This window comes from Mesorhizobium sp. WSM4833 (assembly GCF_055811095.1).
The window spans coordinates 349,205-363,488 of sequence record NZ_JBVVQG010000005.1; the positions used below are offsets into that span (position 1 = coordinate 349,205).

Here is a 14,284-nt window from a genome sequence, read left to right on the forward strand (position 1 = left end):
CGATCACTGGCCGGCCGTCGGACAGCCGCTTTCCTTCTCGCTGAGGAAGGCCTCGTTGCCTGGAATGGTGGCGAGATATTTGTAGTAGTCCCAATCCTTGGTGCTCTCGGCTGGCGACTTGACCTGGTAGAGGTACATGTCGTGGACCATGTTGCCGTCCGCCTGCACCTTGCCGTTGGTTATCACCGCGTCGTCCACAGGCATCGAATGCAGCTGCTTGGCGACGGCTTCGGTCTCGTCCGTGCCGGCCTTGTCGATCGCCTTCAAATACTGTGTCACCGCCGAATAGGTCGCGGCCTGGATCATGTTCGGCATGCGGTTGGTGCGCTTGAAGAAGCGCTGCCCGAATTCGCGGCTCTTGTCGTCGCGATCCCAGTAATAGCCTTCGGTCAGCACGACGCCCTGCGCCGCTTGAAGGCCAAGCCCATGCACCTCGGCCAGCGTGAACAGGAGTGCGGCAAGACGCTGACCGCCCTGCACGATGCCGAATTCGGCCGCCTGCTTGATGGAGTTGGAGGTATCGAGGCCGGCATTGGCCAGGCCGATGACCTTGGCGCCCGACGATTGCGCCTGCAGCAGGAAGGACGAATAATCGGTCGATCCCAGGGGATAACGCACCTCGCCCAGCACCTTGCCGCCATGGCTTTCGACGAACTTGGTGGTCTGATCCTTCAGCGAATAGCCGAATGCATAGTCGACGGTGACGAAGAACCAGCTGTCGCCGCCCTGCTGCACGAGAGAGCCGCCGGTACCCACCGCCTGCGAGTGAGTGTCATAGGCCCAGTGGAAGCCGTAGGGCGAGCACTGTTTGCCGGTCAGCTCCGTGGTCGCCGCGCCGGTGACGATGTCGATCTTCTTCTTTTCCTTGGAAATCCCCTGGACGGCGAGCGCTACCGAAGAGGTCGTCAGTTCCATGATGGCATCGACTTGCTCGGTGTCGTACCACTGCCGGGCGATGTTGGAGGCGATATCCGGCTTGTTCTGGTGGTCGGCGCTGATGATTTCTATCGGCGCTCCCTGCACCTTGCCGCCGAAATCTTCAACGGCCATCTTGGCCGCCTCGACCGACCACTTGCCGCCGAAGTCGGCGTAGACGCCCGACTGGTCGTTGAGGATGCCGATCTTGACCTTGCCGTCGGAAATTTCGGCGGCCGAAGCGGGGATCGCGGATGCGGCGAGAAGTGCCGCGGAAACGAAAAGGCTTACCTTCATGGTTGACTTCCTCCCATAGCGATAAATCCGACCGACCCTCCTACGATCGATCATCGCAATGGTATTGAACATGAGGAAGATAGGGACAGAGGGCAAGAGGCCGTTAGGGATTTAGTGTTCGAAGCGATACGGTTTGGCGGCGGAACGCGAGCCTTGGGCGAGAGATAGAGACACAAACATGTGAACCGCCCGGCGGCAGTGCCGGCTCAGTCCTCGGCGGCGACGAGATGGCCGTTGCCGACATCCCTCAGCGCCAGTTTCAGCGGCGCCTCGCCGATCCTGCGGGTGGCGCTCGGGATTTCCTGGTCGAGGCGCGCGAAGCGGCTTCTGCGCTGCGCGGGATCGGGCACGGGCACGGCTTCGATCAGGCGCCTGGTGTAGGGATGGCGCGGGTTGGAAAAGACCTGGTCGCGGGTGCCCATCTCGACGATCTGGCCGAGATACATGACGGCGACGCGGTCGGAGATGTTCTCGACCACCGCCATGTCATGCGAGATGAAGAGATAGGCGACGCCGAATTCGCGCTGCAATTCCTTCAACAGATCGAGCACGCGCGCCTGCACCGAGACGTCGAGCGCCGAGACGCTTTCGTCGGCGATGATCAGCTTCGGCCGCAGTGCAAGCGCGCGGGCAATGCAGACGCGCTGGCGCTGGCCGCCGGAGAATTCATGCGGATAGAGTTCCATCTGGTCAGCCGACAGGCCGACGCGCTCGAACAGTGCGGCGACACGCTGGCTGCGCTCTTCCTTCGAGGCGATGCCGTGGATCAGCAGCGGCTCGGCGACGAGGTCGCCGACACGCATGCGTGGGTCCAACGAGGCATAGGGGTCCTGGAAAATCATCTGCACGTCGCGGCGCACCGCCTTGCGCTCGTCGCGGCCGAGGCCGGACAGATTGCGGCCGCCAATGGCGATGTCGCCGCTGTAGGGCACCAGTCCGGCCAGCGCCTTGGCGGTGGTCGACTTGCCACAACCGGATTCGCCGACCAGCGCCAGCGTCTCGTTGGGCGCGATCGAGAAGCTGACGCCTTCGACGGCGTGGACGCGACGAGTGACCCGGCCGAAGAAGCCGCCATGCAGGTCGAAACGGACATGCAGGTCCTTGACGTCAGCGACATTGGCCGGCGTTGCCGTCTCGGCACTCCTGGATTCCTGGCGACCGATACCGCTGCCGATGCGCGGCACGGCGGCCAGCAGCTCGCGCGTGTAGCCGGCTTGCGGCCTGGCGAAAATGTCAGCGGTTTTTCCCTCTTCGACCATGCGGCCATGCCGCATGATGATGACGCGGTCGGCCATTTCGGCGACGACGCCCATGTCATGAGTGATGAGGATGACGCTGGTGCCATGCTGGCGCTGCAGATCGCGCAAAAGTTCCAGCACCTCGCCTTGCACGGTGACGTCGAGCGCCGTCGTCGGCTCGTCGGCGATCAGCACGTCCGGCTCGAGCGCCAGCGCCATGGCGATCATCACCCGCTGGCGCATGCCGCCGGACAGTTCGTGCGGAAACTGCTTTAGCCGGCTTTCGGCTTCCGAAATGCGCACCGCCTTCAGCGCCTCGATGGCACGCTGGCGAGCCTCGCTCTGCGACAGGGAGGTATGCGCCTCGATGGATTCGGTGAGCTGCCGGCCGATCGACAGCACCGGGTTGAGTGAGGTCATCGGCTCCTGGAAGATCATGGCGATGCGTTTGCCGCGAATGCGCCGCATCCGGCGCTCGTCCAGAATCGTCAGATCTGTATCGCCGAGATGGACCTTGCCGGATGAAATCCTGGCGGCAGGCTGCGGCAGAAGCTGCATGATGGCCAGAGCGGTCATCGATTTGCCGGAGCCGGATTCACCGGCAATGCACAGCGTCTCGCCACGAGACAACGTCAGCGACAGGTCGGAGACGACCTCGCGCTCGCCCTCCTCGCCGCGCACGCTGACGGAGAGGTTGGCGATGTCGAGTATGGGTTCGCTGGCGGCGATCATTGCGCGCGTGACCCGGAGAGGGATTTACTCCGGCACACCCCCCTCCTCATTCAAACACGCAGCGCGGAAAGTAGAACGACACCACCCAGTTCGGCATGTCGACGATCTCGCTGATGCGGAGATCGCCGCAGACCGAGGCCAGCATATAGGCCTCGACTGGGTCGATGTGATAACGACCGGCGAGCAGGTCGACCATCTGCGCAACCGCTTCCCTGGCGCCGGTCATCAGGTCCGGACCGATGCCGGTCGTCACCTCATAGCCCTTGGCGTCGAGATGGCGCGTCACCGGGCCTGGCGTGGTGAAGCGCGGCGTCTTCAGCCTGGCATCCTTGACCAGGTCGAGCTTGAGCACGACGTCCATCGGACTTTCGATCGCCGTGCCGCAGACCTCGCCGTCACCTTGCGCGGCATGGGTGTCGCCAACCGAAAACAGCGCGCCCGCCACTTCCACCGGCAGATAGAGCGTGGTGCCGGCGGCGAGATCGCGGATGTCGAGATTGCCGCCGACGCGCCTTGGCGGCACCACCGAGTGGTGGCCCTTTTCCGCCAGCGCGTTGCCTATGGTGCCGGCGAAGGGTTTCAACGGCACACGCGCATTCTTGCCGAACAGCGCCGGCTCGAGCGAGGCAGCGTCGTATTTCCAGATGTTCAGCGCCGGCTCCTTGAAGTCGTCGGCGAGCAGCCCAAAGCCCGGAATGTTGGCCGTCCAGCCGAAGCCGGACGGCTTGAACATCTCGATCGTCACCTTCAGCGCGTCACCCGGCTCGGCGCCCTCGACGAAGATCGGCCCGGTCACCGGATTGACGGTGGCGAAGTCGAGCTTGGCGACGTCGGCGACCGTGCTGCCGGCCTGCAACTGGCCGCCGGAGGAATCGAGGCACTGGAACTCGATCGTCGAGCCGGGCGCCACCCGCTCGGCCGGGGCAAACGAATTGTCCCAGCCGAAATGATGTTGGCGCCCATGGATGGTGTAGTCGCAGTTATTGCACATCTTTTACGTACACATTGTCGTAGTTGATCGGGATATGAACCGGGTCGACATAGAGGTTGTCGGCGCCGCCCATGCGCGCCGATTTCATGGTGAAGCGCTGCTCGTTGAAGACCGGCGCCCAGGGCGCGTCTTCCATCACCTTGTCGTAGATGGCGCTCCACATCTTGTCGCGTTCGCCTGATTTAGCCGGGTCGACCACCGAGTCGGCCTCGGCCGCCTTGGCGTCGAGATCCTTGTTGCAATACCACGACCAGTTCCAGCCGCCCGGCACCGCACCGGCGCAGCCGAGGATCGGGCCGTAGAAGTTCGACGGATCCGGGAAGTCGGCGATCCAGGCCATGCCGCCGGACCAGATCATCGGTGCGCCGGCCTTGTCGCCGCCGGCGGCAATCACGTTTGCCTGCGCCAGCGACTGGATGCTGGCCTTGATGCCGATCGCCGCCAGATCCTGCTGGATCGCCTGGGCGATGCGCGGGTTGGGATCGGTGTTCATGGCAAACAGCTGTGTCTCGAAGCCGTCGGGGTGGCCAGCCTCTGCGAGCAGCGCCTTGGCCTTGGCGACGTCATAGGGATAGCCCTTGTATTCCTTGTCGTAGCCCGGCATCGACGGCGGCAGCGGCTGGTTGGCCGGCACGGCGCGGCCGTTGATGATCTGGATGACGCGCGCCTTGTTGATCGCCATGTTGACTGCCTGGCGCACCTTAACATTGTCGAACGGCGCCATGGTGGTGTTCATGGTGACATAGCCGGTGTGCAGCTGGCCGCCTTCGACGACGCGTGCCTTCTGCTCGGGATCGGCCATCACCTCCTGGAATTTTGCTGGCGGAATGCCGTCGCCGGGGACGTCGATCTCGCCCTTCTGCAGGCGCAGCAGCGCCACGATCGGCTCCTGGCCGATCTCGAAGGTGATCTTGTCCAGATGCGGCAGGCCCTTGTGCCAGTAGTCCGCATTGCGCTCGAAGACGATGCGCTGGCCGAGCGTCCACTCGGCGAGCTTGAAGGCGCCGGTGCCGACCGGATGCTTGCCGAAATCGGCGCCGTATTTCTCGACCTCTTCCTTCGGCACGACATGGGCGAAGTTGATGGCCATCACATGCAGGAAGGTGGCGTCGGGGCGGGTCAGTTCGAACTTGACCGTGTAAGGGTCGACGACGGTGACGCCGGAGAGGCTCTCGGCCTTGCCGGCGGCGACATCGTCATAGCCCTTGATCGAGCCGAAGAAGCCGGCGCCGGGGCTCTGCGTCTTCGGATTGGTGACGCGGTCGAGCGAATATTTCACGTCGTCGGCCGTCATCTCGCGGCCATTGTGGAATTTCACGCCATGGCGCAGCTTGAAGGTGAAGGTCTTGCCGTCGGGCGAAATCTCGTAGCTTTCGGCGAGGTCGGGTTTCAGATTGGTGGTGCCCGGCTCGTAGTCCATCAACCCGTCGAACAGGCTCTTGATCATCGACCAGTTCTGCCAGTCATAGCCGATCGCCGGATCGAGCGTGGCGACGTCGTCCTTGTAGGTGATGGTGATGGCGCCGCCCTGCTTGGCGTTCGGATCGACGGCGTCCTCGGCGCGAACGCTCGTCATGCCGAGCATCAGCGCCAGCGCCGATGCCGCTACCGTGGATGCGAGAAACCTTTTCATTTTTATGTTCCCTTTCTCTGTCTGGTTTTCATTTCATCTGAGCTTGATGCGGGGGTCGATGAAGGGCGCGATGATGTCGGCCAGCAGATTGCCCAGCACGATGGCGAAGGCCGACACCAGCGTCACACCCATGATGATCGGGATGTCGACGCGCTGGATGGCCTGCCAGGCGAGCTGGCCGATGCCGGGCCAGCCGAATACGCTTTCGACGACGACGATGCCGCCCATGAAGATGCCTATGTCGATGCCGATCATGGCGATCACCGGCAGGATGGCGTTGGGCAGCGCATGGCGGAACAGGATAGCTCGCCGCGCCAGGCCTTTGGCGCGGGCGGTGCGCACGTAATCCTGGCGCAGCACGTCGATCATCGACGAGCGCATCATGCGCGCGTACCAGCCGGCGCCGAGGATTCCCATGGTCAGTGACGGCAGCACCAGATGACGCCAGGTGCCGTAGCCGCCGATCGGGAACCAGCTGAGCCGCACGGCAAAGACGTAGAGCAGCAGCAGACCGACGACGAATTGCGGTGCCGAGACGCCGACGAAGGAGGCGACCATCAGCGTCTGGTCAGTGGCGGTGCCGCGCTTGACGGCGGCGATCAGGCCCATGCTCAGGCCGAGCAACAGCTCGCACAGGATGGCGCCGACCATCAGCAACAGGCTGGCCGGCAGCCGCGAGACGATCAGCTCGGTGACTTCGGAGCGCTGGATGTAGGAGCGGCCTAAATCGCCGCTGACGAGCTTCGTGAGATAGCGCCAGTACTGGACGATGAAGGGCTGGTCGAGGCCGAGCTGCTGGCGGATGTTCTCGACCGTCTGCGGCGTGGCGCTGCGGCCGGCGATCTGGCGCACCGGATCGGCCGGCAGGAGATAGAGCAGCGCGAAGGTGATCAGCGAGACGCCGAGCAGGATCAGCAGCGACTGGATGAGGCGGCGGCCGAGATAGGCGATCATGCCCGGCCCCTCTGCGTCGGATCGAGAATGTCGCGCAGCGCATCGCCGATCAGGTTGAAAGCCAGCGCCAGCGCCAGGATCGCGGCACCGGGGAAGAACACCAGCCAGGGTGCGGCCTGGAAATAGGTCTGGTTCTCGAAGATGATGTTGCCCCAGGACGCCGTGGGCGGCTGGACGCCGATGCCGAGGAAAGAGAGCGTCGCCTCGAGCAGCACGGTGGTCGAGATGCCGAGCGTGCCCCAGACGATGATGGTCGGTAAGAGATGCGGCAGGATGTGGCGAAACAGGATGCGCGGCGCGCTCGCGCCGATGGTGCGTTCGGCATCGATGAACTCACGCTCCGCCAGCGATGAGGTCTCGGTGTAGATGACGCGGGCGGTCTGCACCCAGTTGACCAAAGCGATGACCATGGCGACGATCCACAGGCTGGGCTCGAACACCGCGGCCAGGCAAATGGCGAGCAGCAGTGCCGGAAACGCCATCATCAAATCGGTGAAACGCATCAGCGCGCTGCCGATCCAGCCACGGAAATAGCCGGCGACAACACCGACCAGCGTGCCAATGAACAGCGCCACGCCATTGGCGACGATGCCGATGATCAGCGAGGTGCGGGCGCCGTAGAGGATGCGGGTCAGGAGGTCGCGGCCGAGCAAGTCGGTGCCCAGCCAGAATTTTGCATCCGGCGGCAAGGGCGAGCCCTCGATGGTCAGGCCGTCGAACATCTGCTCGTTGGGATCATAGCCAGTCAGCCATGGCGCCAGCACGGCGCCGGCAACGACGATGGCGACGATGACCAGCCCGAGCAGAGCCAGACGGCGCCTGACCAGCCGGCGCCAGACGCCGGCGCGCGGCTTGACCGGCATGCGCCCTGGCGCGGTGAGATCAGGCACGATGGGACTGGTCATCGCCGCCTTCTTCCCCTGTTGCTTCTTCACTTGTCATGGCCACGATCCGCCGCGCGGCATCCTCGACGCTGATCTGCCAGCTCATCGCCAGCGAGCGCAGCTGCGCATAGGCGCGGCCGTCATCGGCGCCTTTCGCCAGTGCCGTCACCGCGCGAACGATGGTTTGGCGTTCGGCAACGCGCTGGCGAAGCGAGGCGATCTCGCTGGCCAGGTGTTTTCGCGCCTCGAAACTCTGGCGCGCGATCAGCAGCGCGCTGTAGACGCCGGCATTGCCGACCGGCTTCAGCAGCTGCGCATCGGCCTTATGCGACAGCGCCCATTCGATGCGGCCCGGCGCCTCGGAACCGATCAGCGCCACCAGCGGCATCGGCGCTTCACCCGGCTTCCAGGGGAATTGCTCGTCAAAGCCGAGATCGGCGTCGAAGAAGACGAAATCGGCGGCCAGCGCCTCGGGCGGCAGTTCCGGCCAGCAATCCAGCGTGATCAGCCCGATGGCCGACAATTGCCTGGTGATCGCCTGCACCGTCGGATGTGGGCGATGCAGGATAAACGCCCTGGCGCCGCCGAGATTGGGGATGCGTGGGGCTCTGGTCACGACACCACCCTCAGGCGCGGGCGGCCGAATGTTTTTGCCGGGTCGTAGCGCGACAGATACGGATCCGGCGCGACTTCGTCTTCGCGGCTGACGACCTCGAAGAAGCCGTCCGCGATGCGCCCGATGATCACCGGCAGTGTCGCGTGCTGCGAGTGGGCGTCGATGGCGATCGGACCGAGCCGGGTGGAGAAGCGGCGTTCGGCGAAGGCTTTGGAGAATTCCGCCGGACCGGCGTCGGGATTGCTGGAGAGCACGTCGGCCATCACCTGCACCGAGACATAGGCGGAGGCCTCGAAGGATGAGGCAAAGGCAGCCGGGCGCGGCGCGAAATACGGCCCGACCGACAGATGTCCCTTGCCGGATTCACCGATCGCCGGCAGCTCACCTTCGGTCAGGTTGCAGGAGATGACGGGGCAAGTCCCGGGACTGAAGGCGGCATCCTCGTGACCCAGGTCGCGATAGGCCGCGAGGAAGGCGTAGGACGAGGTGCCGATCAAATTGTTGAGGATGAAGTTCGGCCGCGTGGCGCGGATCTCCGCGATCAGCCGCGACACGTCGGTCTCGCCGATGCGCAGGTAGCGTTCGCCCAGCACCTTGCCGCCGGCATCCGCGATCAGGTCGCGCGCGACGCGATTCATCTCCCAGCCCCAGATGTAGTTCGAGCCCAGCAGGAAGCCGTTGGCGCCGAAACGCGGCACGACATGGGCCATCAGCGGCACCAGATGCTGGTTGGGGCAGGCGTGCATGTAGACGACATGCTCATTGGCTTCGAAGCCCTCATAGGGGCAGGCGTACCAGAGCATGCCGCCGGCTTTCTCCAAGACCGGAATGGTTTCCTTGCGGCTCCAGGAGGTGACGCAGCCGATGACATGGCGTGCGCTGCTGGTCTTGAAGATATCTTCGCAAAGCGTTGCGTAGCGGTCCGCATTGCTTTGAGGATCGCGCTCCACCGGCACCAGTTCGATGCCTGAGCTGCGATCGGCTTTGATGTCGGCTATGGCACGCATGGCACCGATGCGGCACGCATCGGAGACGAGCTGATAGCTCCCCGAGCGGGAATACAGGATGCCGATCTCGATGCGCCGTTTCAAACAGGACCCCAGAAATGACAATGCCTCGCAGCCTGCGCCGGAGGGCGAGGCATACGAGGCATTTTTGCCGCCCGGCGATCAGAGCCGGTATTTTGCACTAGCGTATTCGGTCCGGCGGGTCAGTCAAGCCCTCAATGACATTTGCATGACCTGCCATCGCCGTTTCGCTGCCGCCGGCTATTTGGCCGCCGGCCTCTGGCCGTGTTGGCGAGCATAGGTCACACAAGCGTCCACCGTGCTGACACAAAGCGCGTCGCGCCTGTTCGGCAAATTGTTGTCGCCGGCATAGGCAACTTCGGCGACACGGCCATCGACCATGCGAATTTGCGTATCGCAATAGCCGCCGGGAGCGACATTGACGGAGCCGCCGACCGCCGGGATCGCGCCGACCGCCAACGTCGGAACCACAATGCTGAGATTGCCGCGCTGGACGATGCGCTTGTAGGTCCAGATCTGGCCCGATTGGCCGGCGTCGGCGGTGGCGGTCGGAAACCCGGCGCACATTCGAACATCGGCTTCGCTGAGGCCGACCATCTCCTTGCGGGCAGCCGCCGCCGTTGGATCAATCTTGGCGATACGCGACGTATCGTCGGGAACGACGCAGGAAGACTGGATGCCGACACAGAGAGCAGCGAGGCCAAGCTTTCGAATGCAGGAAAATATCATGCCGACTGTCAGATTTGCCCGATTGTCAGATTTTGCGTGGCGCCCGCCGCTCCTTTCTACCTAGGCAGACAGGCGAGCGGATCAACCCGTTCAGCTTCACGAAAAAGTGGCTGTGGCTGCATCATGGCCGGTCGGGAAGCCAACGCCTTGGCGGAAGCGGACTCGCGCCGGAACGGTGCGCCAAGGTCCGCATCCATGGTCACCCATCAATGACCCTGCAACTGTTTCCGCCGCCAGGACGCGGGCGCTTCGCCGACCCGCGCGCGAAAGAATCGTGAAAAATACGCCGGGTCGTCGAAGCCGATCTCGTAGGCGATGTCCTCGACCGTGCGTACGGTGAACAACAGCAGCCGCTTGGCCTCCAGCAGCCGTCGCTCACTGACGACGCGTTTGACGCCGCTGCCCAGCACCGCGCGGCTGGCCTTGTCGAGAAGATGCGACGTCGTGGCCAGCGCCTCGACGTAGCGATCAACAGGCCAGTTGTCGCGGAAATGCGCATCGGCGAGCCGGCGCAGCCCCAACGCCAGTGAGGCATCAGAAGACGCCGTGGCATCCTTTGTCTCGGGACTGAGGCGCGCGATGTGGGAGAGCGCGACGGCGATCAGCGCCTGCAGGACCCTGTCATTGCCGGCTTGCGCCTCGGCGTATTCGGCGGCGATCATCTCCAGCACCGCCGCCAATCTGGCCCACGCTGCGTGCTGCGGCATGCCGTCGGCAAAGACCGGCCGGTCCAGCGGCAGCAGGCTGTGAGCCGCGATGGCCGCAAGCGCGCCGTCGCCGACCGAGACGACGATGGCGTCGGTGCCGGGGCCGATCGAGAAGCCGTGCACGATAGTGCTCGGCACGAAACTCACGGCAGGCGCCGAAAAGTCCCAGGATCGGTCTTCGATGCGGTAGGTACCGGAGCCGCTGGTCCAGAAGGTGATCTGACCCATCTGCGGGTGCTTGTGCGCGGCGACCTCACCAAGATGGATATTGCCGCGCGCAAGCACCGTCTCGACATGCAGAAAACCGACATCGAGCGGCCGCACCGGCTCGCCATAGACGAAGAAGTCGGGGATGGATCTCTGGCTCATGACGCCGGAAAAAGTCCAATCGGTTTTGCCGTTCCGTCCATAACCGATCGATGCCCAGGGCGCTAGGGTTACGGCTTAAGAGGAGGACCATCATGCGATCAGAAGACTTCCGCACTGATAAGGCACGCCCGTTCACCGGGGCCGAGTATCTGGAGAGCCTGCGCGATGGCCGCGAGGTCTATATCAACGGCGAACGCATTGCCGACGTCACCACGCATCCGGCGATGCGCAATTCGGCGCGGTCGCTGGCGCGCCTCTACGACGCCCTGCATGATCCAAGGCGGCGGGACGCGCTGACGTCACCAACCGACACCGGCTCGGGCGGCTACACCCACAAATATTTCCGCGTTGCCAAGTCTTCCGCCGAGCTTGTTGCCCAGCAGGCGGCGATCGCGAAGTGGTCGCGCATGTCCTATGGCTGGATGGGCCGCACGCCCGACTACAAGGCGGCGCTGATGAACACGCTCGGCGCCAATGCCGACTGGTACGGGCCGTTCAAGGACAATGCCCTGTCCTGGCACAAACGCGCGCAGGAAGCCGCGTTGTTCATGAACCACGCCATCGTCAACCCGCCGATCGACCGCCACAAGCCGGCCGAACAAGTGAAGGACGTCTTCGTCCACATCACCAGGGAGACGGACGCCGGCATCTACGTGTCCGGCGCCAAGGTGGTGGCGACGTCCTCGGCGCTGACGCACTACAATTTCCTGGCGCAAGGGTCGGCGACGGTGACCGAGGATCCGTCGCTGTCGGTGATGTTCATCGTGCCGATGAATGCGCCGGGGATAAAGATGTTCTGCCGCGTCTCCTACGAGCAGACGGCCAACACGGTGGCGGCACCCTTCGACTATCCGCTGTCGTCGCGCTTTGACGAGAACGACGCGATCCTGGTGCTCGACAATGTCTTCATCCCCTGGGAGGACGTGCTGGTGCTGCGCGATGCGCAAAAAATCCTGTCCTTCCATCCGGCCTCCGGCTTCATGCATGGCTACTGCTTCCAGGGCTGCACGCGTTTCGCCGTCAAGCTCGACTTTCTCGCCGGCCTGCTGGCCAAGGCGCTGCGCGCCACGGGCGGCGATGCTTTCCGCGGCAACCAGGCGGCACTGGGCGAGGTCATTGCGCTCAGGCACATGTTCTGGAGCTTTTCCAACGCCATGGCCTACAACCCGATCCCATGGGCGAATGGCGCCGTCCTGCCCAACCTCGAAGCCGCCCTTGCCTACCGCACCTTCATGTCGGAAGCCTATCCGCGCGTCATCGACACCGTGCGCCGGGTGATCGCGTCCGGGCTGATCTACCTGCCGTCGTCGGTGCGCGACTTCAACAACCCCGAGATCGACAAGTATCTGGCGCAATATGTGCGCGGCTCCAATGATATGGGCCACATCGAGCGCATCAAGATCATGAAGCTGTTGTGGGACGCGACCGGCACCGAGTTCGGCGGCCGTCACGCGCTCTATGAGCTCAACTATGCCGGTGCGCCGGAAGAGGTACGGCTGCAGGTGCTGAAAGGCGCCGAGCGCGGCGGGCGGCTGAAGGCGATGGAAGAGCTGGTCGACACCTGCATGGCCGATTATGACGAGAATGGCTGGACCGGCGATACCTGGTTCAATCCGCTTGTCTCAACGGCCGAGTGAAATTACATGGCCACGCAGATTTCGAAAGCCGATTTCCGCGACGCCATGGCGAGGGTCTGCGCGCCGGTCAACATCGTCACCACAGACGGGCCGGCAGGACGCGGCGGCTTCACCGCCACCGCCATGTGCAGCGTCTCGGACGAGCCGCCGACGCTGCTCGTGTGCATGAACGGGCGCTCGACCCAGGCCGCCATGTTCCTGTCCAACCGGCGCTTCTGCGTCAACGTGCTGACGCATGACCACATGCATCTGGCGGGAAAGTTCGCCGGCGCGACCAGGGACATGGAGGCGCGCTACGCCTCGGCGCGCTGGCAGACGCTGACCTCCGGCACGCCGGCGCTGTCGGATGCGATCGTCAACTTCGATTGCGAGATCGAGACCGTGCATGTCGTCGGCACGCACAATGTCATGATCGGCCGCGCCATCGATGTCCGGCACGGCAGCGGCGGCTCGGCCCTGCTCTATGTCGACCGGAATTATACGCAGCCGACACGGTTGGGCAGCTTTGGCGGGTGAGCCTGGGCGAAACGGCCAGGACCGACCGCTCAGCTCTCGCCGTCGATCAAGCTCTCCAAGAGGTCGAGAAGCTGCTCCAGCTTCTCATGCCCAAAACGCTGTTCGATGTCGTCATAGATGACGCGACGCTCGGGCGACAGGGCGTCGATCAGGGCGGAGCCGGCAGGCGCAATGGTCAGCACGACGCGGCGGCCGTCGCCTTCGGCCTTGTTGCGGGTGATGAATTTGCGTCCCTCGAGCGCCTTGATGATGCGCGTCAGGCTGGGCGGCAAAACCGAGGCGCGATCGGCAAGTTCCGTCGCCTCGACCGGGCCGGCTTCGCTGAGCACACGCAGCACGCGCCATTGCTGTTCGGTCACGTCATGCGCCGCAAGCATCGGCCGAAACCGCGCCATCACCGCTTCGCGGGCATGAAGCAGCGCCATCGGCAGGGAACGACGGGTGTTTTCAGGCAGCAAAAAAGAGCCTCCCACGCTTGCGATCGAAACAGGCCTTCCCTCGGTCGAATCCGCCTGCCGGGGCCCGTTCCTGCCATCCCGTATCGTTGCGCCAAGGCCGATGCAAGACTTGACTTCGCGGATGCCGCATGTAATTAACGCGTTAACTACAACAAAGCAATAACCCAGGGAAACGAAGCGCCGTGCCTCACTTCTCCATCGAGTATTCGGCCAATCTCGATGCCAAGGTCGATATGGACGAATTGTGCGCGCTGGTGTTGCGCACAGTGCTGGACACCGGGCTGTTCGAGACCGGCGCCGTGCGGGTGCGGGCCTTTCGCGCCGAGGCCTACGCGATGGCCGACAGCCTGCCGGAAAACGCTTTTCTCGACATGTCGTTTCGCATCGGCACCGGCCGCAGCCCGGACGAGAAGAAGCGGACCGGCGAGGCCGTCTTCGCGGCGGTGAGCGAATACCTTGCCACCCTGTTCGAGACCCCGCATTTCGCCCTGTCGCTCGAAATCCGGGAAATCGACCCGGTGCTCAGCTGGAAGAAAAACGCAATCCACCCGCGGCTGCGCGGCAAGTGACGGAACCCGAC

The 14,284-nt window shown here is 64.0% G+C and carries 14 protein-coding genes; 3 read left to right on the forward strand and 11 right to left on the reverse strand.

All coding sequences use genetic code 11. The features are described 5' to 3' along the window. Positions 1–3: 3 nt before the first annotated feature. The 10 genes from AC0L2D_RS12470 to AC0L2D_RS12515 form a co-directional block, all read right to left on the reverse strand. Positions 4–1,212, reverse strand: a complete 1,209-nt coding sequence (locus AC0L2D_RS12470; RefSeq protein ID WP_013528530.1) for an ABC transporter substrate-binding protein — start codon at positions 1,210–1,212, stop codon at positions 4–6. A gap of 206 nt (positions 1,213–1,418) precedes the next feature. Beyond that, entirely contained in the window at positions 1,419–3,182 is a 1,764-nt protein-coding gene (locus AC0L2D_RS12475; RefSeq protein ID WP_473541161.1) for an ABC transporter ATP-binding protein, read from the reverse strand. A 46-nt stretch (positions 3,183–3,228) separates the two neighbouring features. Further along, on the reverse strand, positions 3,229–4,173 hold the full coding sequence (locus AC0L2D_RS12480; protein WP_024502120.1) for an acetamidase/formamidase family protein: 945 nt from the start codon (positions 4,171–4,173) through the stop codon (positions 3,229–3,231). Then, positions 4,163–5,806, reverse strand: a complete 1,644-nt coding sequence (locus tag AC0L2D_RS12485) for an ABC transporter substrate-binding protein (protein ID WP_224620787.1) — start codon at positions 5,804–5,806, stop codon at positions 4,163–4,165. The genes AC0L2D_RS12480 and AC0L2D_RS12485 overlap by 11 nt, the downstream gene beginning before the upstream one ends. A 33-nt stretch (positions 5,807–5,839) precedes the next feature. Next, entirely contained in the window at positions 5,840–6,760 is a 921-nt protein-coding gene (locus AC0L2D_RS12490; protein ID WP_063170923.1) for an ABC transporter permease, read from the reverse strand. Next, positions 6,757–7,623, reverse strand: coding sequence for an ABC transporter permease (locus AC0L2D_RS12495; RefSeq protein WP_128278528.1), 867 nt, complete (start codon positions 7,621–7,623; stop codon positions 6,757–6,759). Before AC0L2D_RS12495 ends, AC0L2D_RS12490 begins: the two co-directional genes overlap by 4 nt. A gap of 19 nt (positions 7,624–7,642) precedes the next feature. Then, positions 7,643–8,260, reverse strand: coding sequence for an ANTAR domain-containing response regulator (locus AC0L2D_RS12500; RefSeq protein ID WP_013528536.1), 618 nt, complete (start codon positions 8,258–8,260; stop codon positions 7,643–7,645). Next, positions 8,257–9,351, reverse strand: coding sequence for a transporter substrate-binding protein (locus tag AC0L2D_RS12505; RefSeq protein ID WP_473541163.1), 1,095 nt, complete (start codon positions 9,349–9,351; stop codon positions 8,257–8,259). Before AC0L2D_RS12505 ends, AC0L2D_RS12500 begins: the two co-directional genes overlap by 4 nt. A gap of 177 nt (positions 9,352–9,528) precedes the next feature. Then, on the reverse strand, positions 9,529–10,017 hold the full coding sequence (locus AC0L2D_RS12510) for a hypothetical protein (RefSeq protein WP_024502125.1): 489 nt from the start codon (positions 10,015–10,017) through the stop codon (positions 9,529–9,531). Positions 10,018–10,223: 206 nt separating this feature from the next. Continuing rightward, positions 10,224–11,093 (reverse strand): helix-turn-helix domain-containing protein, encoded by an 870-nt coding sequence (locus AC0L2D_RS12515; protein ID WP_473541164.1) that lies wholly within the window; start codon positions 11,091–11,093, stop codon positions 10,224–10,226. 92 nt (positions 11,094–11,185) lie between these two features. Here AC0L2D_RS12515 and AC0L2D_RS12520 point away from each other — a divergent pair, with 92 nt between their 5' ends. Continuing rightward, complete coding sequence (locus tag AC0L2D_RS12520) at positions 11,186–12,730, forward strand: 4-hydroxyphenylacetate 3-hydroxylase N-terminal domain-containing protein (RefSeq protein WP_473541165.1); 1,545 nt, start codon at positions 11,186–11,188, stop codon at positions 12,728–12,730. 6 nt (positions 12,731–12,736) lie between these two features. Continuing rightward, a complete protein-coding gene (locus AC0L2D_RS12525; protein WP_473541166.1) occupies positions 12,737–13,246 on the forward strand; it encodes a flavin reductase in 510 nt (169 codons plus the stop codon). A gap of 29 nt (positions 13,247–13,275) precedes the next feature. Here the strand turns inward: AC0L2D_RS12525 and hpaR are convergent, their stop codons facing one another. Further along, a complete protein-coding gene (gene hpaR / locus AC0L2D_RS12530) occupies positions 13,276–13,671 on the reverse strand; it encodes a homoprotocatechuate degradation operon regulator HpaR (RefSeq protein WP_224620863.1) in 396 nt (131 codons plus the stop codon). 215 nt (positions 13,672–13,886) lie between these two features. Between hpaR and AC0L2D_RS12535 the strand changes: the two genes are divergently transcribed. Further along, positions 13,887–14,273 (forward strand): 5-carboxymethyl-2-hydroxymuconate Delta-isomerase, encoded by a 387-nt coding sequence (locus AC0L2D_RS12535; RefSeq protein ID WP_013528543.1) that lies wholly within the window; start codon positions 13,887–13,889, stop codon positions 14,271–14,273. Positions 14,274–14,284: the final 11 nt, after the last annotated feature.

Coding starts and splice junctions, on each gene's coding strand:
- AC0L2D_RS12470 (WP_013528530.1), bottom strand. CDS start 1,212: ATGAAGGTAAGCCTTTTCGTTTCCGCGGCACTTCTCGCCGCATCCGCG.
- AC0L2D_RS12475 (WP_473541161.1), bottom strand. CDS start 3,182: ATGATCGCCGCCAGCGAACCCATACTCGACATCGCCAACCTCTCCGTC.
- AC0L2D_RS12480 (WP_024502120.1), bottom strand. CDS start 4,173: ATGTGCAATAACTGCGACTACACCATCCATGGGCGCCAACATCATTTC.
- AC0L2D_RS12485 (WP_224620787.1), bottom strand. CDS start 5,806: ATGAAAAGGTTTCTCGCATCCACGGTAGCGGCATCGGCGCTGGCGCTG.
- AC0L2D_RS12490 (WP_063170923.1), bottom strand. CDS start 6,760: ATGATCGCCTATCTCGGCCGCCGCCTCATCCAGTCGCTGCTGATCCTG.
- AC0L2D_RS12495 (WP_128278528.1), bottom strand. CDS start 7,623: ATGCCGGTCAAGCCGCGCGCCGGCGTCTGGCGCCGGCTGGTCAGGCGC.
- AC0L2D_RS12510 (WP_024502125.1), bottom strand. CDS start 10,017: ATGATATTTTCCTGCATTCGAAAGCTTGGCCTCGCTGCTCTCTGTGTC.
- AC0L2D_RS12515 (WP_473541164.1), bottom strand. CDS start 11,093: ATGAGCCAGAGATCCATCCCCGACTTCTTCGTCTATGGCGAGCCGGTG.
- AC0L2D_RS12520 (WP_473541165.1), top strand. CDS start 11,186: ATGCGATCAGAAGACTTCCGCACTGATAAGGCACGCCCGTTCACCGGG.
- AC0L2D_RS12525 (WP_473541166.1), top strand. CDS start 12,737: ATGGCCACGCAGATTTCGAAAGCCGATTTCCGCGACGCCATGGCGAGG.
- hpaR (WP_224620863.1), bottom strand. CDS start 13,671: ATGGCGCTGCTTCATGCCCGCGAAGCGGTGATGGCGCGGTTTCGGCCG.